Source organism: Acinetobacter sp. TUM15071, assembly GCF_008980925.1.
GTDB classification, from domain to species: Bacteria; Pseudomonadota; Gammaproteobacteria; order Pseudomonadales; family Moraxellaceae; genus Acinetobacter; species Acinetobacter dispersus.
The window spans coordinates 1-25,521 of the sequence record NZ_BKGB01000004.1 but is presented as its reverse complement, the minus strand read 5'-3'; the positions used below and the strand labels follow the sequence as shown (position 1 = coordinate 25,521).

The window sequence follows — 25,521 nt, the reverse complement described above, 5'->3', positions numbered from 1 at the left end:
GCTCTTTTATAGTACAAAAAAGGAACGTTTTAAACTTCAATCTCGTTAAAGCCTAAAACATCTTTCATATCATATTTACGCGCTTCACGGCCAACCACCCACGCTGCTGCACGGACCGCACCTGAAGCAAAATTCATACGGTTGGTGGCTTTGTGTGTCACTTCCACACGCTCACCTTCACCAATAAACATCACTGTATGTTCACCAACGATATCGCCACCACGAATGGTTTCAAAACCAATGGTCTGGCGATCACGAGGACCGGTATAACCTTCACGTCCATAAACCGCTACTTCTTTCAAGTTACGGCCCAAGGTATCGGCAATCGCCTCACCCATCATAAAAGCAGTACCTGATGGTGCATCAACTTTATGGCGGTGATGCGCTTCAATGATTTCGATATCCACCGTATCGCCAAACACCTTTGCCGCCAGCTCCAACAGTTTGATCGAAACGTTCACCCCAACTGAATAATTGGCAGCGTACACCACAGGTGTCTGTGTTGCTGTTTCATCAAGGAATGCCTTTTGCTCATCTGACATTCCCGTGGTGCCAATTACCATTGCCACACCCGCTTCACGGCATAACTTTAAGTGCTGTTCAGTCGCAACAGGTGCAGTAAAATCAATCACCACATCACAGTCTTTCAGCACTTCACTCAAACTTCCCACGATCTTGACACCGATGTTGCCAATGCCTGCAAGTTCCCCTGCATCTGCACCCACCAAACTGCTTTCAGGGCGCTCAACAGCTGCTGCCAGTTGGTAGCCTGCTTGTTGTACCGCTTGAATCAGAATACGCCCCATGCGTCCGCCTGCACCCAAGATTCCAATGCGTGGAGAAGATGACATAATTTTTCCCAGTCTTTTATTTAAACAATTCAGCTACTATAGCAAAACTCTGTGGCTGCGCTAAAAATTTCCAATAAAAAAACCTGCCGCAGCAGGTTTTTTTATTGATGTCTAATTAATCAAATAGACGATCAAAGAACGATTTTTTCTTTGGAGAGGCAGCATGCCCATCACCATCAAAAGACGCTTGTAATTCTTTCAATAATTCACGCTGACGACTGTTTAAATTCACAGGCGTTTCAACCACAATACGGCAGAGTAAATCACCGACCATGCTGCTACGTACAGGACGAACGCCCTTACCACGCAAGCGGAACAATTTACCTGTTTGTGTACCTTCTGGAATTTTTAAGCTGACACGACCATCAAGGGTCGGGATTTCAATTTCTTTACCTAAAGCTGCATCTGCAATGCTGACAGGTACATCCATATAAAGATCTGCGCCATCACGTTGGAAAATTTCGTGTTCACGAACCACGACTTCAACGTATAAATCGCCAGCTTGACCATCACGGATAGCCTCACCTTTACCAGTTAAGCGTACGCGATCGCCATTGTCCACACCCGCTGGAATAGTAACTTCAAGGGTTTGCTGACGATCTGCAACACCTGAACCATGACAGCTATTACATGGATTCTTGATGATTTTACCTTGACCACGGCAGGTGCTACAGGTTTGCTGAACTGAGAAGAAACCTTGTTGCATGCGCACTTGACCTGCACCATGACAGGTACGACAAGTTTCTACATCGTTTGGATTTTTAGATCCTTTCCCATCACAGGTTTCACATGGCGCTGGCGCAGTGAAGGTAATGGTTTTTTTCACGCCTTTTACAGCTTCTTCAAGTGTGAGTTCCATGACATAACGAAGGTCTGAACCACGGCGTTGACGTTGTTGACGACCACCGCCACCAAACGCTCCACCAAAGATATCGCCAAACTGACTAAAAATATCTTCTGCACTAAAGCCGCCGAAACCGCCACCTGCACCACCGAAGCCACCTTCAAAAGCACTATGTCCAGCACGATCATACATGCTGCGCTTTTCTTCATCAGAAAGGACTTCATAGGCTTCCGCAGCTTCTTTGAACTTTTCTTCTGCTTCAGCGTTGTCAGGGTTACGGTCTGGATGATACTTCATCGCCAACTTACGATAGGCTTTTTTGATCTCATCATCACTTGCGGTTTTCGAAACGCCTAAAACCTCATAATAATCACGTTTAGCCATGGTTGGCGGTGCTCCTCACGGAATTTACTTAAATCTAAAAAACAAATAGGCTCTGTCGACTTCGGAAATAAAAAGTCAACAGAGCCTTAATAGGGGCTGTACAATAAATTTACAAGGTCTATTGCAATAAAAAAGCAATAAATTTAGAAAACAGCTTTATTCTTAAAGTACTTTGCAATACCTTTCAGCCAAGCATTCAATAAGAATAACCATGCAATTGAACCAAACACCACACCAGCAACCGTCATTGCAGTCACCCAAAGTGCGCTGTTCCAAGCAAAAAAGAACAGTGGAATAAACCATAACGCTGCAAAGAAAGCCATCAGCAAAAACAACATCACATTACGCATAATCCAAAGTGCATGCGCATGTATCCATACTTCGGCATTATCCACAATCGCAACTTTTCGTGCTAATAGGTACGCAAATACAGCAAACACTATCGTAAATAATGCAAGAAACATGAACACATAAGAAATCGCCACATAGCGGCGATGCTGCTCAATACCGTCTTGCCCCATGCTCTCTATCACCTCATTCACAGCATTATGCAAAATTTGTCATGCTATGAAATTCAATTATTTTTTGGTCTTAAAATATAGGTGCTACTATATTGAAATTTTCAATCTTTCGCACCTTTATTCACAAAATAATTACGATAGTTGTGTTGTTTTCTTCACCTTAAACCATGCTGCATACAGTGCAGGCAGGAAAAATAGGGTTAATAAGGTGGCAACAATCAAACCACCCATAATCGCAACCGCCATCGGACCAAAGAAAATGCTGCGTGATAAAGGGATCATCGCCAGCACCGCTGCCAGTGCCGTCAACACAATTGGACGGAAACGACGCATGGTTGCACCAATCACCGCATCCCAAGGTGTATGTCCCGCATCAATATCCTGCTCAATCTGATCAATCAAAATCAGCGAGTTACGCATAATCATCCCAGACAGGGCAATGGTGCCAAGCATTGCCACAAAACCGAAGGGTTTATTGAATAACAGTAGGAACGCAACGACACCAATCAAACCCAATGGTGCTGTCAGTAATACAATGGTTGCCCGTGACATGCTACGCAGCTGGATCATCAATAAGGTCATCACCACAGCCAAGAACAATGGCATACCTGCATTCACCGAATTTTGCCCCTTAGCCGACTCTTCAACCGTACCCCCTACTTCCAGTAGATAACCACTTGGTAGATCTGCGCGTAAGCTCTGCATCTGATCAGCCAACTGTTGCACCACAGTTGCAGGTTGTAAGTGCGTGCGGATATCGGCACGAACGGTAATGGTCGGCAGACGATTACGATGCCAAATTAAACCTTCTTCAAAGCGGGATTCAATATTGGCAATTTGCGCCAACGGAACTGTTGTCCCTTTACTGGTTGGCACCGCCAAGCTCGCTAAAGATGCGACTTCAACACGTTCAGATTTATCACCACGTAACCGAATTTCAATCAATTCACGTTTTTCGCGATATTGATTCATTACCGCACCCGTCACCGAAGCATTGAGGAAATTGGCTAAATCCACACTGGAAACGCCCATTTGACGTGCACGATCTTGGTCAATTTCGATTGCAATGATTTTACTCGGTTCGCCCCAATCCAGATGCACATTGGTGGTATTTGGATCTTCGCTCAGGACTTTAGCCACTTTCTGTGCCCATTGACGTACTGTGCCGAGGTCTTCACCCGATACACGATACTGCAATGGATAACCCACAGGTGGACCATTTTCCAATAACGATACCCTTGTCCGCACTTGAGGCAATAACTGCTTAATCTGCTTGTCTAAAGAGCGACGGATTTCATCACGATCATCAAGGGAGGAAGCCAACACAACGAATTGAGCGAAACTGGCTTGCGGTAATTGCTGGTCTAGCGGTAAATAGAACCGCGGTGAACCTGTTCCCACATAGGCCACATAGTTATCAATGCCCTTTTGCTTGGACAGGAACTGTTCCACCTTGTGTACCGCCTGTTCAGTTGCGGTCAGTGATGCCCCCTCTTCAAGTTTTAAATCCACCAAAATTTCTGCACGATTCGATGGCGGGAAGAATTGTTGCGGCACTAACTTAAACATCGCGACAGACAATACAAAGATGCCTACTGTCACTGCAATCACGGTTTTACGATAGGTAATACAGATTTCAACCACACGACCAAAAGCTTGATAAAACTTGGATTGATACGGATCATGATGCTGACCATGTGCTTCTACCACGGGTGCAGGTTGCTTACGCAGTCGCGCCCATAAACGTAGATACCATGCCGCCTGCTGATTCTGTTTGCTAAAATCGGGTAATAGCTTTTCACCTAAATAAGGCACAAATAAAACTGCGGCAATCCATGACACAATCAGCGCAATGGTCACCACTTGGAAAATAGAACGGGTGTATTCACCTGTCCCCGATTGAGCTGTCGCAATCGGCAAAAAGCCTGCTGCGGTAATCAAGGTTCCCGTCAACATTGGAAAGGCTGTGGTTTGCCACGCAAAACCTGCCGCTTTCAATCTGCTATAGCCCTGCTCCATTTTAATCGCCATCATTTCAACAGCGATAATGGCATCATCGACTAGCAACCCTAAGGCCAGAATCAATGCACCCAAGGAAATCTTATGCAGCCCTACATCAAATAGATTCATGCCTGCAAAAGTCATCGCCAATACCAGTGGAATAGACAGTGCTACCACCAAACCAGTACGGAAACCCAGCGAGAAGAAGCTCACCAATAACACGATAATTACCGCTTCCGCGAGAACTTTTAAGAACTCCTGAATACTGCGTTGTACCGCCACAGGTTGATCAGACACTTTTTGCAGTTTCATGCCCAAAGGTAAGCTTTTTTGCAGACGGTTAAATTCGGTTTCGAGATTTTTACCTAGCGCAATGATGTCACCACCTTTACGCATTGAGACCGCAATCCCGATCCCGTTCTCCCCCATAAAACGCATGCGTGGCTGCGCAGGTTCGCTAAAACCGCGATAGACCTCGGCAACATCACCCAGTTGAATGGTTCTGTCACCGACCAGTAACGGCATTTTTTTCAGGTCATCGACACTATGTAAATGTCCACTGACCCGAATTTGAATACGGTCGGTACCTGTTTCAAAGAAACCCGCACCCGCCATATCGTTTTGCTTCTGAATGGCTTCCTGTATCGCGGTGACAGGCACACCTAATTGCACTGCCTTGGTATTGGACAATTCAATCCAGATTTTCTGGTCTTGTAGTCCCACCAGATTAACCTTGCTGACATCTTTGACCCGTTGCAATTGCAGTTGCAAACGGTCGGCATATTCTTTCATCACCGCATAGTCAAAGTCTTTGCCTGTCAGTACATAGATATTGCCGAAGGTGTCTCCAAACTCATCATTAAAAAAAGGCCCTTGTACACCGCTCGGTAACTGCGACCGAATGTCGTTGACCTTCTTGCGCACGTTATACCAAACATCAGGAATAGCACTGGACGGCAAACTGTCTTTCGCGACAAAGGTCACCAAAGACTCACCCGGCCGTGAATAGGCCATGATGCGGTCATATTGCCCCGTGGTCATCAATTCCTTTTCGATTCGGTCCGTCACCAATGTCGAGACTTCTTTTGCGGTTGCCCCAGGCCAATAGGTCTGTACCACCATCACCTTAAAGGTAAACGGTGGATCTTCACTTTGCGAAAGTTTGGAATAAGACATGATGCCTACGATGCCGAGCAACAGCATAAAATAAAGGATAATCCCCTTATTTTTGAGTGCCCATTCTGAAAGGTTAAATTTCATGTTTAACCTCCCGCTTTTACAGTGACTTCACGATTATCACGATCGACTGGATGAATTTTTTGCTGGTCACGCAGTAAATGTACACCACCGACCACAACCCAATCCGTTGCTTTTAAACCTGACACAACTGGCACACTATCTCGACCATAAGTACCTAAAGTCACAGGGACTTTGCGTATGCTTTGATTGGCATTCACCACCCAAACATAGGCTTGTTGATCATTGGCGGTCACACTGGATAACGGTACGCTCAACACGTTATTTTCATTTGCGACAAAGAATACCCGTGCACTTTGCCCGAGTTGAATCGTCGACTGCCCTTCGAGTAAAGAAACTTTCACAGTAAAGGTTCGAGATTGGTCAGCCGCAGGTGAAACCTCGCGTACTTTGGCTGCAAAACGCGCATCTGGTTGCGACCATAAAGTGACCCATACCGGTTGCCCAACCTTGATGGTACTGACTGCCTGTTCAGGCACACCAAACACCACTTCACGTTCACCATCAATCGCCAACTGATAAACAGCTTGCCCTGCTGCAATCACCTGTCCAATCTCAATTTGACGTTGGGTAATCACGCCATTTTTATTGGAAACTAACTGGTTATAGCCGGTTTGATTAGATGACACTTCATAGTTTGAACGTGCTTGTTGCAGGCTTGCTTGTGCAGCTTCATATTGATTCTTCACTGCATCAAATTGCGAACGGCTGACCGCATTGACCGGTAAAAGTTGCTGATAACGCTGATATTCTTCAGCCGCAATCTTTGCTGCTGCCTGTGCGCTGTCTAATTGGGCCTTGGCTGCATTCATCTGCAACTGCGCATCTTTAACATCCAATTTCGCCAGCACCTGTCCCACTTTGACCCGATCACCCACATCAACATAACGTTCGGTAATCTGCCCCCCGACACGGAAGGCCAAAGCAGTTTGCTGTCTCGCCTGCACATCCCCTGCATAGCTTTTTTGATCGACATGATTACTGCTCGGTTGCGTCACCATGACATAGGGAATTTCCTCAGTCTTTGGCACCTCTTTTTGACATGCGCTGAGGAGTACACTACTGACAATGAGTAACCCCAATATGATACGATTGATCTGATTCATCTCTTTGCGCTCTTATTCAAATTGATTTTTAAGGCGTGATATGAGCATTATCATAGATTGTTTATTTTTTAATTAATATACCCATGAGTACACTAATTAAAAATTAAAGCTAGAATTTTGATTTTTAAATTAATTAAAAGAGAACGATAACGTGCAAATCAACAGTGGTCGCCCTAAAGATTTAGAAAAAAGAGCCAAGATTTTACAGGCTGCAAAATCTATATTTTTAAAAATGGGCTATCACGCCACCAATATGAATCAGATTGCCAAAGAAGCGGGTGTGACCAAACTCACGGTGTATAACCACTTCCAAGATAAAGGCAATCTGTTTATCTGTGCGATTGAAGAAAGCTGTGAAGAATCGATTCGAACCAAACAGATTGAACTGACCGCAGATGCTGATTTTAAACAAGCACTGGTGCTCATGTGTCAGCGTGCATTAAGTATTATTTATCTGCCTGAAGCGCTAAAGCTGGATTGCCTGCTATTTGAATTAGCCGCAGAGCAAAGCCCCTTAACCAAGCAATTTTTTGATGCATCACATACCCGCATGTGCAATGTCTGGTGTGATTTCTTTGAACAGGCCATCGCCTTTAAATTTATTCGCGCAGATGAACCGCTTAAGCAAACTGAGCTGATTATCTCGCTGATGTTGGGTATCCGTCATCAGCAAGTGTTGCTGGGTTTAGCCCCTGTACCAAGCGCAACTGAAATCAATCAGATGATTGAACAGGCAATCGAAATTTTTATGCTTAAATATCAATCAATAAATTAGAGAAAATTCACATTTTTTTACGTTCTGCTCTTGGAATGTCTCTCAATCGCGCTATAGTCGAATGAGAACAACAGGAGAATTAGAATGATTCAGCAAATCACTGCTCCACTACGTGAAGATGTCCGTTTACTCGGCAATTTACTTGGAGAGACCTTAAAGCAACATGCTGGGCAAGATTTGTTTAATCAGATTGAGCAAATTCGCGCATTAGCCAAAGGTGCACGTGACGGCCAGATCGAAGCAGAAAAACAGCTCGAACAATTGTTTCTCGGTTTAAAAGATGAAGAGATTTTGCCGCTGACCCGCGCATTCTCACATTTTCTCAATTTCGCCAATATTGCTGAACAATATCATGTGGTACGTAGCCGCCGTCAGGCCGAGTTCGATGAGCACGCGCCTAGCCCAAACCCGCTGCCACATTTATTCGAAAAATTCAAAACCCAACAAATCAATGCACAGCAATTATTCCAACAGATCTGTGATTTAAAAATTGAACTGGTACTGACAGCACACCCAACCGAGGTCAGCCGTCGTACCCTGATTCAAAAATATGATGATATTACCGACTGTCTTTCACAGTTAGATCAACAAAAACTGACACCAAGAGAACGCCAACAGACCATCGCGACACTGAAGCAATTGGTCAGCTCAGCATGGCAAACCGATGAGATTCGTCAGCATCGCCCAACCCCTGTCGATGAAGCCAAGTGGGGCTTTGCCACTATTGAGCAGTCGCTCTGGAATGCAGTACCAAAATTCGTACGTGAACTAAATGAACTAACTCAACAACACTGCGAACACGCTTTACCATTGAGCATTGCACCGATCCGTTTTGCTTCATGGATGGGCGGTGACCGCGATGGCAATCCGAATGTCACCCATCAAGTCACACAAGAAGTGCTGTGGTTATCACGTTGGCAAGCCGCTGATTTGTATTTGCGTGATATTGAAAATCTGCGTTGGGAACTGTCGATTCAAAGTTGTTCTGAGGAACTGACTCAAGCATTGGGCTATGAACACCCTGAACCCTATCGTGAATATCTGCGCGACACCCGTGAACGTTTAAAAGCCACCCGCTATTGGTTGGGACAACGCTTACAAGGTGCTGAAGCCGATGACAGCAATATCATCAAAGATAAAGATGAACTATTAGCTCCGTTACTGCTTTGCTATCGCTCATTAATCGACAGTAATCTGGCTGAGATCGCCAATGGACAGTTGCTGGATTTCATTTATCGGGTCAACTGTTTCGGCATTGAATTGCTCAAACTGGATATTCGTCAAGAATCAGGCCGCCACCGTCAGGCCATTTCAGCCATTACCGAATATCTGGGTCTAGGTAATTTTGAATCGTGGACTGAACAAGCACGTCAGAATTTCCTGATCCAAGAACTACAAAGCAAACGTCCATTATTACCGAAATTTTTCAATGAGCCAGAAGGTAGCCTGATTCAGCATCCTGACGTACTGGAAGTATTTGCCACCATGCGTACCTTGGCAGAACAGCCAACCGAGAGCTTGGGTGCCTATATTATTTCGATGGCAGAATATCCAAGTGATGTGCTCGCAGTTTTATTGTTGCAAAAGGAAGCTGGGATTCAACATCCGCTACGCGTCGTGCCTTTATTTGAAACCTTAAAGGATCTGGATGGTGCAGCCAAAACCATGACGACCTTGTTCAATATGCATTGGTATAAACAGCATATTCAAGGCAAACATGAGGTGATGATTGGCTATTCAGATTCAGCCAAAGATGCAGGCTTTATGTCCGCCAACTGGGCGCAATACCGCGCTCAAGAGGAATTGACTGCTATTGCCAAACAGCATGGTGTGCAATTGACCTTGTTCCATGGTCGTGGTGGTTCAATCAGCCGTGGTGGTGCACCAACCCAGCAAGCCCTGTTCTCACAACCCCCAGGTTCAATTTCAGGCGCGATCCGAGTCACTGAACAAGGTGAGATGATTCGCTTCAAATTCGGTCTAGAAGGTATTGCGCTGCAAAATCTGGAAATCTATACCGCTGCAACTTTAGAAGCGACTTTGCTCCCACCACCTGAACCGAAAAAACAATGGCGTGACTTGATGAATCAAATGACTGATTTATCCGTCAAAGTCTATCGTCAAACTGTGCGTGAAAATCCAAACTTTGTCAGCTATCTGCGGACGGTTACACCAGAGCTGGAATTACAAATGCTGCCATTGGGTTCACGCCCAGCCAAACGTAAAGTCAGTGGTGGTATTGAATCACTGCGTGCCATTCCATGGGTGTTTGCATGGACACAGATCCGGTTGATGCTACCTGCTTGGTTGGGTACAGGTACGGCGATTAATCAGGTGCATGAACAGCATAAAAACACCTTGAATGAGATGCTGGAACAATGGCCTTATTTCCAGACCCTGATTGATATGCTGGAAATGGTGTTGTCTAAATCTGATGCCGATATTGCCCTGTATTATGAGTCACATCTGACCCAAGATCAGGACTTAAAGGTTCTTGGCGTGGAATTGCGTCAACGTCTGCAAAATGCGGTGGATACCCTGCTAAGCTTAAAGGGTGAATCTAAATTACTCAGCAATAATGAAGTACTGGATCAATCCATGCAGGTACGTAAACCATATTTATTACCACTGCATTTATTGCAAGCAGAGTTGATGAAACGTCGTCGCCTTTACTTACAGGAACACCAAACTGAACATAACCCTGTCGATCATGCCTTAATGGTCAGTATTGCAGGGATTGCTGCGGGTCTGCGCAACACAGGTTAAGTCACAAGTCAGCCTCGCCATCGATAGAAATCACAGCTATTGATGGCGAGATTGGCAAAATATGCCATCTGAATTTAAAAAAAGAGAAAAAAATCAAAAAATATTTTGAAAATAAGAGAGTTAACTTTTCAAAGCATCAGCACGAAAATAAATAATAAAACCGCTAGCTTATTTTGAAATAAATTTTACCAAAAGGTAAAAACACAAACTCGCAATGCCTGTTCTGGCAATATTCTCAATGGCTTATAGGTGAAAGCTCGTTTTAAGACAGGGTATCATACGCGCTGATATCACATAATGAGTCTAATTTATGTCAAGTTGGTTTCCAAAATGGCAGCCGTATCAGGGGAAGATCGATCATCGCCCTGTTGCGACAAATGAATATTTACCGCCCTTACAAAGTGCGGTGCTTGGGGTTCAACACGCATTTGCAATGTTTGGTGCAACGGTTCTTGCACCCTTATTAATGGGCTTTAGTCCTAACCTAGCCATCTTAATGTCAGGGATTTGTACCATCATTTTCTTCCTGATCACAGGTGGACGAGTACCAAGCTATTTAGGCTCAAGTTTTGCCTTTATCGGTGTGGTTGCTGCGGCAACAGGCCATATCACGGGCTCAGGTGCCAACCCTAATCTTTCTGTTGCATTAGGCGGTATCGTTGCCTGTGGTATTTTTTATGCCTTGATCGGTTTTGCGGTCATGCTGACAGGCACACGCTGGATTGAAAAACTGATGCCCCCTGTGGTGACTGGTGCGATCGTCATGATCATTGGGCTTAACCTTGCACCTGTGACTATTAAAGGTGTTGCGGGTCAACCATTTGAGATGTGGATGGCACTCATCACTGTACTCAGTATGGGCATCATTGCAGTCTTTACCAAAGGGCTATTACAGCGTTTATTGTTACTCGTTGGCCTACTGATTGCCTATGCGCTTTATGCCATTGCAACCAATGTTTTAGGCTATGGCAAACCAATTGATTTCTCCCAAATCGCAGCGGCACCATGGTTCGGTATTCCAAGCTTTTCACATCCAACTTTTGATTTAAATGCGATTCTGATCATTGCACCAGTTGCACTGATTTTAGTGGCAGAGAACTTAGGTCATATCAAAGCGGTGGGAGCAATGACAGGTGAAAACCTGACTCCGCAATTGGGCAAAGCTTTTGTTGCTGATGGTTTAGCCACCACTTTATCGGGTAGTGTTGGTGCGCCTGGCATGACCACATATGGTGAAAACATTGGTGTGATGGCAGTCACCCGCGTTTATTCTACGATTGTGTTTGTGATTGCTGGTGTATTTGCTATTTTCTTGGGCCTTTCTCCAAAGTTTGGCGCAGTGATCAGTACCATTCCAACCGCAGTTCTGACGGGCGCTTCAATTGTGGTGTTTGGCTTGATTACCATTGCAGGTGCGAAAATCTGGATCGAAAATAAAGTCGATTTCTCAAACAATAAAAATCTGATCATTGCCTCGGTCACCATTATTTTAGGTGCAGGTAACTTTGAATTATTATTTGGTAGCTTTAATTTAGGTGGCATTGGAACCGCAACTTTTGCTGCGATTTTCCTGAACCTGTTATTCAGTTTAAAAGATAAAAATTAAAACCTTGAAGGCAGCGCAAGCTGCCTTTTTTAACACAACAACGATGCCCTATCTTTATTCAGCATTTTTAGTATGATGGTTTTTTATATTTCAATACGTTGCCATCATGCGTTTTGATTTTTTTGATTTACAACTATTCCTGCATATTGTCAGCACAGGCAGCCTCACCAAAGGGGCAGAACGTTCTGCAATTTCTCTGCAAGCTGCCAGCGAACGGATTAAAAAACTCGAACAATATTTCGATACCCCTCTCTTTCTTCGCCATACTACAGGTGTTGAGCTCACCAGTGCTGGTCATGCATTGGCCGAGCATGCTCGATCCTTGATCCGGCAAAAAGACCAACTTGAACAAGAGATGCAACGCTTTCGACAACGACAGCCTGAATCCTTAACCTTATGGTGCAATTCTTCTGCACAAAGTGAATATCTGCCTCCGCTGTTACCGCAATATCTGATGCGTCATCCAGACATCAATATCGATCTGCATGAAGCTGAGAGTTCAGAGATTATTGCCGCACTCGGCAAAGGCATCGCCAAGCTTGGACTAGTTTCCAGTTTCTTTGATATTCGACCTTTACAGACACAGGAATTTGCCAGTGATCCTTTGGTGCTGATTTGCCCAGCCTCACATGCTCTCGCACAACATACACAGTTGAATTTGGTCGATGCCTTACACTTTGGCTTTATTGGGCTGATGCCGCATCATTCTTTGCAGCAATCGATTGAAACCCAAGCCAAGTTACTGGGCTTTAATATCCAGTACCGTTTGCGCTTACCCAATTTTGCCGCGATTGCCGAGGTAGTTGCCAAAGGCGTTGGTATCGCCATTATGCCTGCCCGTGCAGCACAGCGTTTAGAGCCAGACTATGATTTTCATACGGTACAGCTATTGGGTGCATGGGCCAATCGGAAGCTGTTGTTGGCAACGCAGGATTTCAGTCAACTGCCCGAGACTTATCAGCAATTTGCAGATTTTTTATTACAGCATCGTCCTTAGTTCACAGTAAAATTAATGCGATAGCATATAGCCACCTAAGGCGACCAGCCCCATAAAAAACAGACGGCGAAAACGTTGTTCATTCAGTTGATAGCGAATTTTTTTACCCAACCACATCCCGACCAAAGCTGCGACCAATGCCACAGCCGATAAACGATAGTCCAGTGTGATTCCCTGCATTGGGTTATGGTGTAGAAATACTGCCAAGCAAATGGTGGAAACGGTAAAGGTTAATCCTAAAGCCTGAACCAACTCATCACGGTTCAGATGTAAAGACTGCAAATAAGGTACCACAGGAATAATCACCACACCTGTCGCCACCGTGACCGCACCACCGATATACCCCACCAAGGGAGATAACCAACGTTCATGCGCTGCCAAATGAGGTAGTTTTTTGACACATAGACCATAGAGGCCATAGAGCACCAGCATACTGCCTAATAAAATTTCGCTGGTCTTGCCATGACTTTGGCTTAAAGTCGGTAAAAAACTCCAAACCGAACCAATCACAATCCCAAACAGCAAAGACCAGAAACGGCGCACAAAAGTCCAAACCCGACCTTCAGCAAACAGCTGCCAGATATTGGTAATCATTGAGGGAACAATCAGTAAGGATGCCGCCTGAAACGGACTCATGGCAATCGTAAGCAGTCCCATGGAGACCGCAGGTAAACCTAAGCCGATCATGCCTTTAATCATGCCCGCAAAGATAAATACCATTACAATAATTGCTAAAAAAGTCACGTCCGAATCTCCGATCTTGCATCGGAGTTATGCTACGAAAAAAATGGACGCTTGCCCTATCCTTATTTTTAGAAGTAGGCCTCAGGCAGAGCTTGAGGCGGTTCTATATTTATCTTCCAGAACATTGCTAATAATGCTTTCGATCATCCAGACTCGATACAGGCTATTAAAAACGTAGCTCTGTCCATCTATTCGTAATTCCAGTACAGGAAAATCAGGCTGATGCTTTTGCTGACACAGTTCATCATTCTGTTTCAGTAATGCCTCCACATCTTGCTCAGTGATTTGTCCAATCTCTAAACGCTTTTGCATGCGCTGAAAATGGGCCTTAAACGACAAGTCTTTACCACGCGTCCATACCCCTTCAAAAATCTGATGGATACAATCCACCTGCTGTTCCTCAGGCACGCTATAAAACAGCCGAGCCATTTCATAAGTCGCTTCTTTAGTTGGACGGCAGAATGGGGTAAATGCCACTTGAGTACGCTTGGAAACACGCGTCGCCAGACTCCAGTCAAACCAGTCTCGCCCGTGATAACTCAAGGGATAGACCTTCAACTGGATATTATAATAATTGGCTAGCTCTTCTTTGATATAGGCCAATAACAACCAACTCATAGGATCTTCAAGCGCAATATACAGATCTAACTCAGGATGCAAAGCTTGGACTTCTGCTAATGCCTCGCCATCATTAATCAAATGCTCACGCCATTCGATATGATTGATCAAGAAAATTGGATTTCCTGTTAGTAATTTTTGTTGTTTCAGACGGCGGGTCAAACGGAGTAAGTCATCAACGGCCTGATATTTACGTTCACCAAACTCGAAATAACTGGCCGCAACAGGCACATCTTTAAAAATACGTTCAGGATAATCTTGAGGGCTTTGATGCTGGCTCGCCATTGCATACAAGGTACGCAATTTTCCATATTGTTGCTGCCATAGCATATGGAACACATCTTCAAGCAAATGTAAGAAGTTCTGTTCTCTTAACGGAGTATTTCTAAGAATGGTTTCAGCTTGTTGTAATGCTTCTGCGCTTGGAATTTCAGGGGTGTCATCAAAGCCAAAACGATGTTGCTTGGCGAGAATTTTGGCGTCATTTAGACAATAGCTTTGCCAATCCTGCTTGGACATCTCGTTCGGAGGTTCTGCGTCTTGCCTCGAAATAATCACTTTTAAAGGTTTCAGCTCATCACTCAAAATTTCATTGAGCTGATCCAATTGTTGTACCGCAAGATAGCTATAAACATCGTCCAGACGCAGGTAAATACTTAAACCCTGTTCCGTGGGTAACACCGCCTGCCGCGAAGGTTTCTGATAGAACCAACTCGATCGGATCGGGTCAAACCAACGACGTAACAAAGACATGTCGATAGCCTCTAATGGTCATAAATTTATAAATGGAAAATTTTTCTCAAACTTGGGTTGGAACAAGTGAGTCAATAAGTGTATTCAGTATCTTATAAAATAACAAAAAAGTCCCCCTTAATTGAAAGAGGGACTGAATGGGATTACAAAACTCGTACTGCGCCTTTGGCTGCACTGGTCGAATGCATTGCGTAAATCTTCAATGATTTAGACACTTTACGTTTACGCTCTTCTGCTGGATGCCAACCTTTTGCTTCCTGAACAGTGCGACGATGAGCCATAGTCGCATCATCAACATTCAAATGAATGGTACGGTTTGGAATATCAATTTCAATGGTATCGCCATCTTCAACCAAACCAATCGCACCACCTTCTGCTGCTTCTGGAGAAACGTGACCAATCGACAAACCTGACGAACCGCCCGAGAAACGACCATCGGTAATCAAGGCACAGTCTTTACCTAAACCTTTCGACTTCAAGTAACTGGTTGGATACAACATTTCTTGCATCCCTGGTCCACCACGTGGTCCTTCGTAACGAATCACTACGATATCGCCCGCAACGATTTTATGATCCAAAATTGCTTCAACCGCTGCATCTTGGCTTTCAAAAACGCGTGCTGTACCTGTAAATTTAAGAATCGACTCATCAACACCCGCTGTTTTTACGATACAGCCATCTAGAGCGATGTTGCCGTAAAGAACTGCTAAACCACCGTCTTTAGAGAAAGCATGTTCAGCATTACGAATCACGCCTTTCTCACGGTCGCCATCTAAAGTTGAATAATAACGATTTTGTGAGAATGCCACTTGCGTTGGAATACCACCCGGAGACGAGCGATAGAATTCATAAATGTCCGCATCTTCTGTACGGATAATATCCCACTTGTCTAGTGCATCTTTCAGCGTAGGCTCATGCACAGTTGGGCATGAGGTATTCAGTAAATTCGCACGATCCAGTTCACCCAAGATCGCCATGATGCCACCTGCACGGTGTACATCTTCCATATGCACGTCTTGTTTAGCAGGTGCAACTTTTGACAATACTGGCACTTGACGTGACAAACGGTCGATATCATCCATGGTGAAATCAACTTCAGCTTCATGTGCAGCCGCAAGTAAGTGCAATACTGTATTGGTCGAACCACCCATCGCGATATCAAGCGTCATGGCATTTTCAAATGCGGCTTTGGTTGCGATTGAACGTGGCAAAATACTGTCATCATTTTGTTCATAATAACGTTTCGCCAGTTCAACCACTAAACGACCTGCTCTTAAGAACAATTTTTCACGGTTGGCATGCGTCGCCACGATTGAACCGTTGCCTGGTAAAGATAAACCTAAAGCTTCGGTTAAGCAGTTCATTGAGTTAGCCGTAAACATCCCTGAACATGAACCACAAGTAGGACATGCTGAACGTTCAAACGCAGCAACTTCTTCATCGGTGTAGCTTTCGTCTGCTGCAACCACCATGGCATCAACAAGGTCAATCGCCTTTTCATCACCACGGAATTTGACTTTACCCGCTTCCATTGGACCACCAGACACGAACACCACGGGGATATTCAAGCGCATCGCAGCCATTAGCATTCCCGGTGTGATCTTGTCACAGTTCGAGATACACACCATGGCATCGGCACAATGGGCATTGACCATGTATTCCACAGAATCGGCAATCAAATCACGTGATGGCAGTGAATACAACATCCCGTCATGGCCCATGGCAATCCCGTCATCGACAGCAATGGTATTAAATTCTTTTGCCACACCACCAGAAGCTTCAATTTCTCTCGCAACAAGTTGACCTAAATCTTTAAGATGCACGTGACCTGGAACAAATTGGGTAAATGAGTTGACCACCGCAATAATTGGTTTGCCAAAATCTTCATCTTTCATACCGGTCGCACGCCATAAACCACGCGCGCCCGCCATATTTCTTCCATGTGTTGATGTTTTCGAACGATAATCAGGCATTTTGTATTCCCAACAAGTGTGTGCTCGAGAAGAATAGGACATTCTCTCTGGCGAAATGATACTGAGCTCTTTGCATCATACTACAAGTTATCGTTTAACAGATGACCAACAGGCCTATCTTTTTTGCACAAAAGCAATTCAGGCGGTGAATTAGGGACTCGTCGCTTTTTCGCTTATAATTTGAGACAAGTTTTATTTGGATTCCATTTGTGAAAATCATTTTTGCTGGTACGCCTGAATTTGCGGCAACCGCATTGGCGGCATTATTAAAAACATCCCACCAGATTATTGCTGTTTATACTCAACCTGACCGTAAATCAGGACGCGGGCAAAAATTAACACCTTCTCCTGTTAAACAATTAGCACTTGAGCACGGTTTACCTATTTATCAACCTTTGAACTTTAAAGCGTCTACGGAAGAAGGCTTGGCCGCTCGACAAGAGCTTGCAGCACTTGGCGCAGATGTGATGGTGGTTGCTGCCTATGGCTTGATTTTACCGCAGGCGGTTTTAGATACACCGAAATACGGTTGTTTAAATATCCATGGTTCATTGCTACCACGCTGGCGTGGTGCTGCCCCGATTCAACGTGCGATTGCCACAGGGGATGCTGAAACTGGCATTACCATCATGCAAATGGCGGCTGGTTTAGATACTGGCGATATGATGTATAAAACCTATTGCCCAATTACTGCGGAAGATACCACTGCCAGCTTACATGACAAATTGGCTGTTCAAGGTGCAGAAGCGATTTGTACGGTACTTGAGTCTGAACAAAGCTTGCAGGATTTTATTGAAAAACGCGAAGTACAAGATGAAGCACTGACCGTTTATGCGCACAAATTAGTTAAAGCCGAAGCGCGTATCGATTGGACTGTAAATGCAGTTCAAATCGATCGTAATATTCGTGCCTTTAACCCTTGGCCAGTCGCTTTTATTCAGCTCGATGAAAACAATGCCTTACGTGTGTGGGGTTCAATGCTTTCTCAACATCAAAAAACTGATGCACAAAGCGGTGAGATCCTTGCGATTGATAAACAAGGCGTTCACGTAGCCTGCGGCGACAATAGCTCGGTGTGCTTAACCAGTTTGCAATGGCCAGGTGCTAAAGCTCTCAATCCTGTACAAATTGCCCAAACCCAAAAATTACATATTGGACAAATTCTCCCATGAGCCAATCGTCTACAAAAAATTTAAATCTGCGTGCACAAGTGGTCAAAACACTGTTGGCTGTTCAAAATGGGCAATCTTTGTCTTCTGTTTTGAATCAACATATCAATATCGTTTCTGAACGTGACCGTGGTTTATATCACGAACTTACTTTAGGCTGTTTACGCCAATGGTTTTCTTTAAAAGCAATTACCCTGCCATTACTGACAAAACCATTAGACAATGAAGCGCTAGAAAGTTGTTTATATCTTGGTTTATATCAAATTTTATGTACGCGTATTCCTGTACATGCGGCGATTTCAGAAACGGTAAATGCGGCTAAGCAACTCGGTTTTGAGCCAATGAGTGGTTTGGTCAATGCGATTCTGCGTCGTGTTTCACGTGAAACAGCTGAATTTGAAACCGCGTTGAATAATACACATGGCTTACCAAGCTGGTTATTCAAGCGACTTAAAAAAGATTGGCCTGAGCAAGCAGAGTCTCTATGCCAAGCCTTAAAACAAGTCGCACCACTGACGTTGCGCATCAATGAACGCCAAGTCAGTCGTAACGAATATTTAGAGATTTTGGACGAAGAGCAGATTGATGCTCGTCCTTGCACGCTTTCAGATGTTGGTATTGTTCTAGAGCAAACGGGCAATATTACCCATTTACCGGGTTTTGAAGAAGGTGGTTTTTCTGTTCAGGATGAACATGCCCAATTGTGCGCGACGCTTTTACCAAACTTAGATCACAAAGTTGTTGTCGATGCATGTGCTGCCCCAGGGGGTAAAACTGCGCATATTCTTGAGCGCTTTAACCCTAAAAAATTGATTGCGCTTGATCATGATGCCAAACGTTTACTGCGTGTTTCTGAAAATTTAGAACGTCTTGCCCTAGATCAGGACAATGTTGAGATTATTACCGCTGATGCGACCACGTGGCAGGCACAGGAACTGGTTGATTGTATCGTGTTGGATGCACCTTGTTCTGCAACAGGTGTGATTCGTCGCCACCCCGATATTCGTCTGCTCAGACAGTCGACCGATATCACGCAAACGGCTACGCTACAACAACAGATTTTGCAGCAGATGTGGCAACAGCTTAAAGTCGGCGGCACTTTGCTGTATATCACCTGCTCGATTCTAAAAGCTGAAAATGAGCAGCAAATGGCGGCATTCTTTGCAGAACATGCTGATGCAGAAGAAATCAAAATCGAAGCCGATTGGGGCATTGAACAGACCCATGGTCGTCAGCTGTTTCCTTCTGCCAACGCTGGTGATGGTTTCTATTATTGCCTGATTAAAAAATTGGCATAATAAAAAAAGCAGGCTTAAAGCCTGCTTTTTTTAAATCTATTTTTAAAGCGTATGCTGATCTTTGACTTCTTCCAGAACGTCATCCAATTCTTCTGGGTTTTTAGTTAAGTGCAGAATAGACAATGCCAATCCACCCCATAAAAACACCATTGAAATCACCATCATGATGATTGCTGAAGTATTCATATTTGTTCTCCTAGCGATCTTTGATTCGGCTGAGTACAATTGCAACGACAGCACAGAAAATCACGCTGCCCCATCCAAAGATACCTTGTAAGCTCATGCTATAACTATCGTAACCGTTTTTCACCAAGCTAAATACGGTCATGCTTAAGGTGGTTAACAAGATCAACGATGTGATCACCGTTAAAGTGAAATCCCAACCTTTGCCCAATTGAACAGTCGAAATACGATTCACATGATCACGCAGTTCACGCAAGGCAGAACGTTTAAACCAAGCAATACTAATAATCGAAATCAATGCACCACCAATAATACCGATGTTATTGATGAAGTGATCGACGATATCTACTAGTTTAATCGCATTCACACTAGAGAATAAGATCACTGAAACAAGTGCACTACCACCACCAATAATCGTTACAGCTTTGGTACGGCCCCATTTCAACTTGTCCTGCATTGCAGCAATCGGCACTTCCAAAATACTCACCATGGAAGAGATACCCGCAACAAACAGCGAAGAGAAGAATAAGAAACCAAATAAATCTGCACCCGCACCTAAACTTGAAATAATTTTAGGGAATGCGATGAATGCTAGACCGATACCACCACTCACAACATCGTGTACTTCTTTACCTGCCGCATGTGCCATAAAGCCCAACGCAGCAAAAATACCAATACCCGCCAAAATCTCTGTTGATGCGTTAGCAAAACCAACGATCAAGCCTGAACCTGTTAAGTTAGTTTTAGGTTTTAAGTAAGAGGCATACGTCACCATGATCCCGAAGCCAACAGACAACGAGAAGAAAGTATGACCATAGGCAGCTAACCAAACTTTATAGTTCATCATCGCTGACCAGTTCGGAGTAAAGAATGCATTTAAGCCTTCTACCGCACCAGGTAAACGTAATGACTGAATCACAAGAACAGTAAACAAGACAAATAACAACGGCATGAAAATCTTATTCGATAATTCAACGCCCTTCTTAACACCGCCATACAAAATGATTAAAGTCAGTGCCCAAATCCCAACGATTGGCCAGAACAAATGACTCACAAATTGTAGATCGAAGCCAGTTGCTTTCGAAGTCTGCAAATACGTATTGAAGAAGAAGCTTTCTGGGTCACTGCCCCACGCCTGACCAATTGAGAAGTAGACATAACTACCTGCCCAAGTCAGTACGCTGGCATAGTACAAACCAATGATGATACAGACACAGACTTGCCACCAACCGAGTGTCTCTCCGCCTTTAAATAGCGCACGATATGCTTTTGGTGGTGAATTACGCGCACGATGACCTGTTGCATAATCCAAGAATAAAAGAGGTAAACCAGCGGTAATCAACGCCAGTAAATAAGGGATAAGAAACGCCCCACCGCCATTTTCATAAGCAACGTAAGGGAAACGCCAAATGTTACCTAAACCTACAGCTGAACCAACAGCTGCAATAATAAAACCAGATCGTGATGTCCAGTTTTCACGAGAATCTGCCATAAAACACCTAAATTGTCCTGCTGGCCGTTCCATGCTGCCCTAGGTTTTTATTATCCAACAGACATGAAAAGTGCCATAAAAAATCTTGTTTTGCTTGCATGAAATTTCAACCTTGTGGGTCTCCGTTTACATGGACAAACAAAGCAAAAACCAAACCATCTTCCTTAAAGATTGGGCTTTGTTTTTCTGCTTTTAATAGCCGAACAATACCTGTTTTTATTTCTTTTTACTGTAAATTCTGAAAAAAAAGTCATCTTTTTTGAACAACTGATTATTTTTCAACAGACTGTAATTTTGACCTTGCAGTCAACTTATAAAAATCAAGTACATAAAACAATCAAGCGAAGCTTGAACTTCGCTTGGGCCACAATCTTTTTTATTGTTTAATGGCTAATAATCTTTCCTCTTGCATATCCCGAATCGCAGAATGAATACCTTCGCGACCTAAGCCAGAATCCTTCACACCGCCATAAGGCATATTATCGACACGGAAAGTCGGGACATCGTTAATAATCACACCTCCAACATGTAAATGGTCCCATGCATACAGCATTTTATTGAGATTTTGCGTATACACACCTGCTTGCAAACCAAAACGGCTTTGGTTAATGGTGGCAATGCCCTGCTCAAAATCTTTGAATTTTTCTAAGATCGCGACAGGACCAAACGCTTCATCCTTATAAATTTCTAGCTTGGCATCTACATTTTCCAGCAAAGTGGGTTCAAATAGCATGCCTTGTAGACTTCCTCCTATCAGTATTTTTGCTCCTTTCTTCTCAGCTTTATCCAGCCATTTTTTCAAGCGAACAGCTTCAGCTTCCTTAATCATCGGACCAACTACAGTACTACTTAAACCTGGGTCATCTGCCTTGATTTTCTTCAATTTTGCGATAAATTTCTTTTTCAGGTCAGCATAGATATCGGCATGCGCTAAAATCCGCTGCACACTGATACATACTTGTCCTGCATGACCATAAGCCGCAGCAATTAAACGGTCAATTAAAGCATCATCAATCACGGTATCCGCATCGATCAGAACCGCAGCATTGCCACCCAGTTCCAAAGTCACTTTCTTACGACCAGCGCGTGCTTTCATGTCCCAACCGACCTGATCTGAACCTGTAAAGCTGAGTAATTTAAAGCGGTCATCAGTCACCAGAATATCTGCTGCTTGGCGGTCACATGGCAGTACCGACCATGAACCTTTCGGAAGATCTGTTTCCGCCAAAACCTTGGCAATCATTAAAGCACTGATTGGGGTCAAGCTTGCAGGTTTCAGCACAAATGAGCAACCTGCTGCAATTGCAGGTGCAATCTTATGAGCGACCAGATTTAAAGGGAAATTAAATGGACTAATTAAGGAAATTGCACCGATTGGCACCTGTTTAACCATGCCACGAAAACGTGCGGCAGCAGGCGTAACAGCTAAAGGCAGCATGTGACCATCATCAAGCTGCGTGACTGCATCTGCTGCCAATTGGAAGGTATTAATCAGACGTTCCACTTCTGCACTGGCTGCACCACGAGGTTTACCGCCTTCAGCAATCAGAATCTCAGTGAGTTGCTCACGTAATTCATTAAAGCGTTTTACACAATGCAGCAAGATTTGCTGTTTTTGAAAAGGCTTGAGTGCTGCCATTTCCGCTTCTGCTTTTACCGAAGCCGAAATGGCTTTTTCTAGGACCTTAGCGTCAGCCAATGCCACACGCGCATAGACCGTATTTCGATACTTATCATGCACTTCTAACCATTGCCCTGTGGTAACAGCCTTTCCTGCTACATACAACGGGTAATCCAGCACGCTTAATGTATCTGTCATTATTATCGATTCCTTTATAAAAATTTAAAATTAGACTACTGCATATTTCCCAAGATCACTATATGATTCGCCCATTCGCTGATGAATTCACAACAATTCATTACGGTTTTTGATACTTATTAGGACAATCCAATGAAAATATTAAAAATATCAATGCTGGCTTTAGGGACGAGCTTTTGTGGTGTAGCGCAAGCGGATTTAATTGGTATAAAAGGTGATCTCAGCTATTGGAATTACAACGGTGAAGCCAATATGGCTGCGCAAACGTCAGCACCAGATCAAGACCTTGATCGTAAAGGTTCTGCACAAGTTTCGCTTGCATTTGAACACCCGATTCCACTAATTCCAAATGCAAAAATTCGCTATGTGAATTTAAAATCGCAAACGGAAAATGAAGTTGCGGGTCAGCCAGTTTATGATCTGAATATCGATCATACCGACTTCATTTTGTATTATGAAATCTTAGACACCATCGTAAATGCCGATGTCGGTCTAGGTGCAACTAACCTCAATGGTGATATAAAAACACTAGGTTTAAGCAAAACAGATATCGATAAAACAGTCCCTGTGATTTATGGATCTGCTGGCGTAAAACTACCTTTCACAGGTTTAAGTGCCAAAGCTGAATTGTTGTATAGCAACTTTAACGATACCAAAATCACCGATGCTCAAGCTGAATTACAATACAACTTTATTGATAATTTGTTGGTCGATGTAGGTTTAAAAGCGGGTTACCGTATCCTCGATATCAAGCTAGATGATTACGAAAAAAATGACCTTAAATTTAACTTTAAAGGTCCTTATATTGGTTTAGATATTCACTTCTAAGACTTGAATGAAACAGAAACGGAATCGATGGATTCCGTTTTTTTATAGCGCATCATTTCATCAATCTCTGTTCATGTACGCCAAAACCTACAACAATCGCAGAGATTAGCGAATATCCCAATACAAACTTTTCGCCTATCATACAAATCATAGAGAGACAGGAAGTCTCATTGAGAATAATAAAACACACAGGACGTGGTCGTTAATAGGATATCAACGACATAAACTGAATATGAAGAAGCCCCGTCAGGATGATGGGGCTTCTTTTTATCTATCATTTTTCAAAGCAATTTAAAGACTTTTTAAGTAGGCAATCACTTCACTATGCTCTGCCATTTCAGCAAGCTGTAGGGCCGTATATTCGCCTTTATACGCCACATTTGCACCCTTACTCACCAACAGCTTCACTACGGCCAAATGAGCATTCTCAGCAGCAGCCTGTAATGCACTATAACCGTCATCATCGGTCTGATTTGGATCTATTCCCTCAGCCAATAATTGCTCTACTTGTTCCATATCACCCAGAGATGCCCAATACACCAGCTCAGGAAGATGTAGTTCTTCATCATCTTCAGGGAGTAGGGAGAAAGAGTTTATTTTCATCGGAAATACCTAATTTTTTTATTTAAGATAAAGTGTTTTATACTGATCAGCTAGCTCCTTAGCCTTCTTCATTTCTTGGATATTAAAAATTTGAGTAAAGTTCTTTAAATTTTTAATTGCCTGGTCATTTTCTGTTTCCGCTGAAACACTAATCCATGCGTAAGCTTTATAATAATCTTGCTCAACACCTAAACCTTGAGCAAATAATAAACCATACTCATTTTGAGAAAAAGAATAGCCTGCTTTTGCTGATTTTTCATACCAAAAAGCAGCTTTAGTATAATCTTGCTTAACAAAGTTCCCTTTGCGAAAAGCATTACCTAAATTAAATTGAGATTGCAAATCTCCTGCATTCGCAGCCTTTTTAGTATATTCAAAACCCTTTTCAGGATTTTTTTGTACCCCAATACCTTCATAATACATAATCGAAAGATTTGCTAAGGAGGGAGCATAACCTTTTTGAGCAGATTGATTAAATAAGTTAAAAGCCTTTTCTACATTCTTTGGGACACCTAAGCCTTGAAAATACAAACTTGCTAAATAGTGTATTGCTTGAACATTTCCAGTTTTTGCTGATTTTTCAAAACTGTCAAAAGCAACTTTATAATTCTTTTGATAATAAGCTTTTAGACCTGTATCCAAGTCATTGATTGCAAAAGCCATACTTGAAATTAATAAGCTAACAACCAATACCAACAAGCCTTTTTTCATATCTACTCCATGTCCCTAGACAAATATAAAGGGATATTAGCACAAGCCAATTTATTTATTCTTCTCAATAAAAAACACCCCCTAACATTAGTTAGGGGGTGTTTGATATTTAAAAGCTGGCGATGACTTACTCTCACATGGCAAGTGCCACACTACCATCAGCGCTAAGAGGTTTCACTTCTGAGTTCGGGAAGGGATCAGGTGGTTCACTCTTGCTATTGT

Annotated in this window: 20 protein-coding genes and 1 rRNA gene; 7 read left to right on the top strand and 14 right to left on the bottom strand. The window is 43.4% G+C overall.

Annotation, left to right across the window (positions count from 1 at the left end; translation table 11 throughout):
* Nucleotides 1–29: 29 nt before the first annotated feature.
* The 5 genes from dapB to GBI66_RS04850 all read right to left on the bottom strand — a co-directional run bounded on the left by dapB (nt 30) and on the right by GBI66_RS04850 (nt 6,964).
* Nucleotides 30–851, bottom strand: coding sequence for a 4-hydroxy-tetrahydrodipicolinate reductase (dapB, locus tag GBI66_RS04870; protein WP_005209638.1), 822 nt, complete (start codon nt 849–851; stop codon nt 30–32).
* A gap of 115 nt (nt 852–966) precedes the next feature.
* On the bottom strand, nt 967–2,079 hold the full coding sequence (gene dnaJ, locus GBI66_RS04865; protein WP_005186161.1) for a molecular chaperone DnaJ: 1,113 nt from the start codon (nt 2,077–2,079) through the stop codon (nt 967–969).
* A 143-nt stretch (nt 2,080–2,222) separates the two neighbouring features.
* Nucleotides 2,223–2,600 carry a hypothetical protein gene (locus GBI66_RS04860; protein ID WP_005186164.1) on the bottom strand — a complete coding sequence of 126 codons (378 nt, stop codon included), beginning with the start codon at nt 2,598–2,600 and terminating at the stop codon, nt 2,223–2,225.
* Between the two features lie 132 nt (nt 2,601–2,732).
* Nucleotides 2,733–5,861: an efflux RND transporter permease subunit gene (locus tag GBI66_RS04855; RefSeq protein WP_151715355.1), complete on the bottom strand. Its 3,129-nt coding sequence runs from the start codon at nt 5,859–5,861 to the stop codon at nt 2,733–2,735.
* A 2-nt stretch (nt 5,862–5,863) separates the two neighbouring features.
* Nucleotides 5,864–6,964 carry an efflux RND transporter periplasmic adaptor subunit gene (locus GBI66_RS04850; RefSeq protein WP_005209642.1) on the bottom strand — a complete coding sequence of 367 codons (1,101 nt, stop codon included), beginning with the start codon at nt 6,962–6,964 and terminating at the stop codon, nt 5,864–5,866.
* A gap of 151 nt (nt 6,965–7,115) precedes the next feature.
* On the opposite strand from GBI66_RS04850, the gene GBI66_RS04845 reads away from it, so the two are divergent.
* The 4 genes from GBI66_RS04845 (at nt 7,116) to GBI66_RS04830 (ending at nt 13,108) form a co-directional block, all read left to right on the top strand.
* Nucleotides 7,116–7,739: a TetR/AcrR family transcriptional regulator gene (locus GBI66_RS04845; RefSeq protein WP_151715354.1), complete on the top strand. Its 624-nt coding sequence runs from the start codon at nt 7,116–7,118 to the stop codon at nt 7,737–7,739.
* A gap of 84 nt (nt 7,740–7,823) precedes the next feature.
* Entirely contained in the window at nt 7,824–10,505 is a 2,682-nt protein-coding gene (ppc, locus tag GBI66_RS04840; RefSeq protein WP_151715353.1) for a phosphoenolpyruvate carboxylase, read from the top strand.
* Nucleotides 10,506–10,815: 310 nt separating this feature from the next.
* Nucleotides 10,816–12,111, top strand: coding sequence for a solute carrier family 23 protein (locus GBI66_RS04835; protein WP_004803411.1), 1,296 nt, complete (start codon nt 10,816–10,818; stop codon nt 12,109–12,111).
* A 106-nt stretch (nt 12,112–12,217) separates the two neighbouring features.
* On the top strand, nt 12,218–13,108 hold the full coding sequence (locus GBI66_RS04830) for a LysR family transcriptional regulator (RefSeq protein ID WP_151715352.1): 891 nt from the start codon (nt 12,218–12,220) through the stop codon (nt 13,106–13,108).
* Between the two features lie 12 nt (nt 13,109–13,120).
* Here the strand turns inward: GBI66_RS04830 and GBI66_RS04825 are convergent, their stop codons facing one another.
* From GBI66_RS04825 to ilvD, 3 genes are all read right to left on the bottom strand, one after another.
* A complete protein-coding gene (locus tag GBI66_RS04825) occupies nt 13,121–13,852 on the bottom strand; it encodes a sulfite exporter TauE/SafE family protein (RefSeq protein WP_151715351.1) in 732 nt (243 codons plus the stop codon).
* An 81-nt stretch (nt 13,853–13,933) separates the two neighbouring features.
* A complete protein-coding gene (locus tag GBI66_RS04820; RefSeq protein ID WP_151715350.1) occupies nt 13,934–15,223 on the bottom strand; it encodes a hypothetical protein in 1,290 nt (429 codons plus the stop codon).
* 143 nt (nt 15,224–15,366) lie between these two features.
* Nucleotides 15,367–17,196 carry a dihydroxy-acid dehydratase gene (gene ilvD / locus GBI66_RS04815; protein ID WP_151715349.1) on the bottom strand — a complete coding sequence of 610 codons (1,830 nt, stop codon included), beginning with the start codon at nt 17,194–17,196 and terminating at the stop codon, nt 15,367–15,369.
* A gap of 209 nt (nt 17,197–17,405) precedes the next feature.
* Here ilvD and fmt point away from each other — a divergent pair, with 209 nt between their 5' ends.
* Both fmt and rsmB read left to right on the top strand, forming a co-directional pair.
* Nucleotides 17,406–18,368, top strand: coding sequence for a methionyl-tRNA formyltransferase (gene fmt / locus GBI66_RS04810; RefSeq protein WP_151715348.1), 963 nt, complete (start codon nt 17,406–17,408; stop codon nt 18,366–18,368).
* Nucleotides 18,365–19,663, top strand: a complete 1,299-nt coding sequence (gene rsmB / locus GBI66_RS04805) for a 16S rRNA (cytosine(967)-C(5))-methyltransferase RsmB (RefSeq protein WP_151715347.1) — start codon at nt 18,365–18,367, stop codon at nt 19,661–19,663. The genes fmt and rsmB overlap by 4 nt, the downstream gene beginning before the upstream one ends.
* Nucleotides 19,664–19,705: 42 nt before the next feature.
* Here the strand turns inward: rsmB and GBI66_RS04800 are convergent, their stop codons facing one another.
* From GBI66_RS04800 to GBI66_RS04785, 3 genes are all read right to left on the bottom strand, one after another.
* The gene (locus tag GBI66_RS04800; RefSeq protein WP_151715346.1) at nt 19,706–19,849 is read right to left on the bottom strand and encodes a methionine/alanine import family NSS transporter small subunit; all 144 of its coding nucleotides are present in this window, start codon (nt 19,847–19,849) and stop codon (nt 19,706–19,708) included.
* A gap of 10 nt (nt 19,850–19,859) precedes the next feature.
* Nucleotides 19,860–21,338, bottom strand: coding sequence for a sodium-dependent transporter (locus GBI66_RS04795; protein ID WP_151715345.1), 1,479 nt, complete (start codon nt 21,336–21,338; stop codon nt 19,860–19,862).
* A gap of 376 nt (nt 21,339–21,714) precedes the next feature.
* Complete coding sequence (locus tag GBI66_RS04785; protein ID WP_151715344.1) at nt 21,715–23,157, bottom strand: aldehyde dehydrogenase family protein; 1,443 nt, start codon at nt 23,155–23,157, stop codon at nt 21,715–21,717.
* Between the two features lie 132 nt (nt 23,158–23,289).
* Between GBI66_RS04785 and GBI66_RS04780 the strand changes: the two genes are divergently transcribed.
* Entirely contained in the window at nt 23,290–23,985 is a 696-nt protein-coding gene (locus GBI66_RS04780) for a TIGR04219 family outer membrane beta-barrel protein (protein ID WP_151715343.1), read from the top strand.
* 291 nt (nt 23,986–24,276) lie between these two features.
* Here the strand turns inward: GBI66_RS04780 and GBI66_RS04775 are convergent, their stop codons facing one another.
* The 3 genes from GBI66_RS04775 to rrf form a co-directional block, all read right to left on the bottom strand.
* Nucleotides 24,277–24,588 carry an ankyrin repeat domain-containing protein gene (locus tag GBI66_RS04775; RefSeq protein WP_151715342.1) on the bottom strand — a complete coding sequence of 104 codons (312 nt, stop codon included), beginning with the start codon at nt 24,586–24,588 and terminating at the stop codon, nt 24,277–24,279.
* Nucleotides 24,589–24,606: 18 nt separating this feature from the next.
* The gene (locus GBI66_RS04770; RefSeq protein ID WP_151715341.1) at nt 24,607–25,299 is read right to left on the bottom strand and encodes a tetratricopeptide repeat protein; all 693 of its coding nucleotides are present in this window, start codon (nt 25,297–25,299) and stop codon (nt 24,607–24,609) included.
* 114 nt (nt 25,300–25,413) lie between these two features.
* Nucleotides 25,414–25,521: ribosomal RNA gene (gene rrf / locus GBI66_RS04765) — 5S ribosomal RNA — on the bottom strand; the annotation flags it as partial.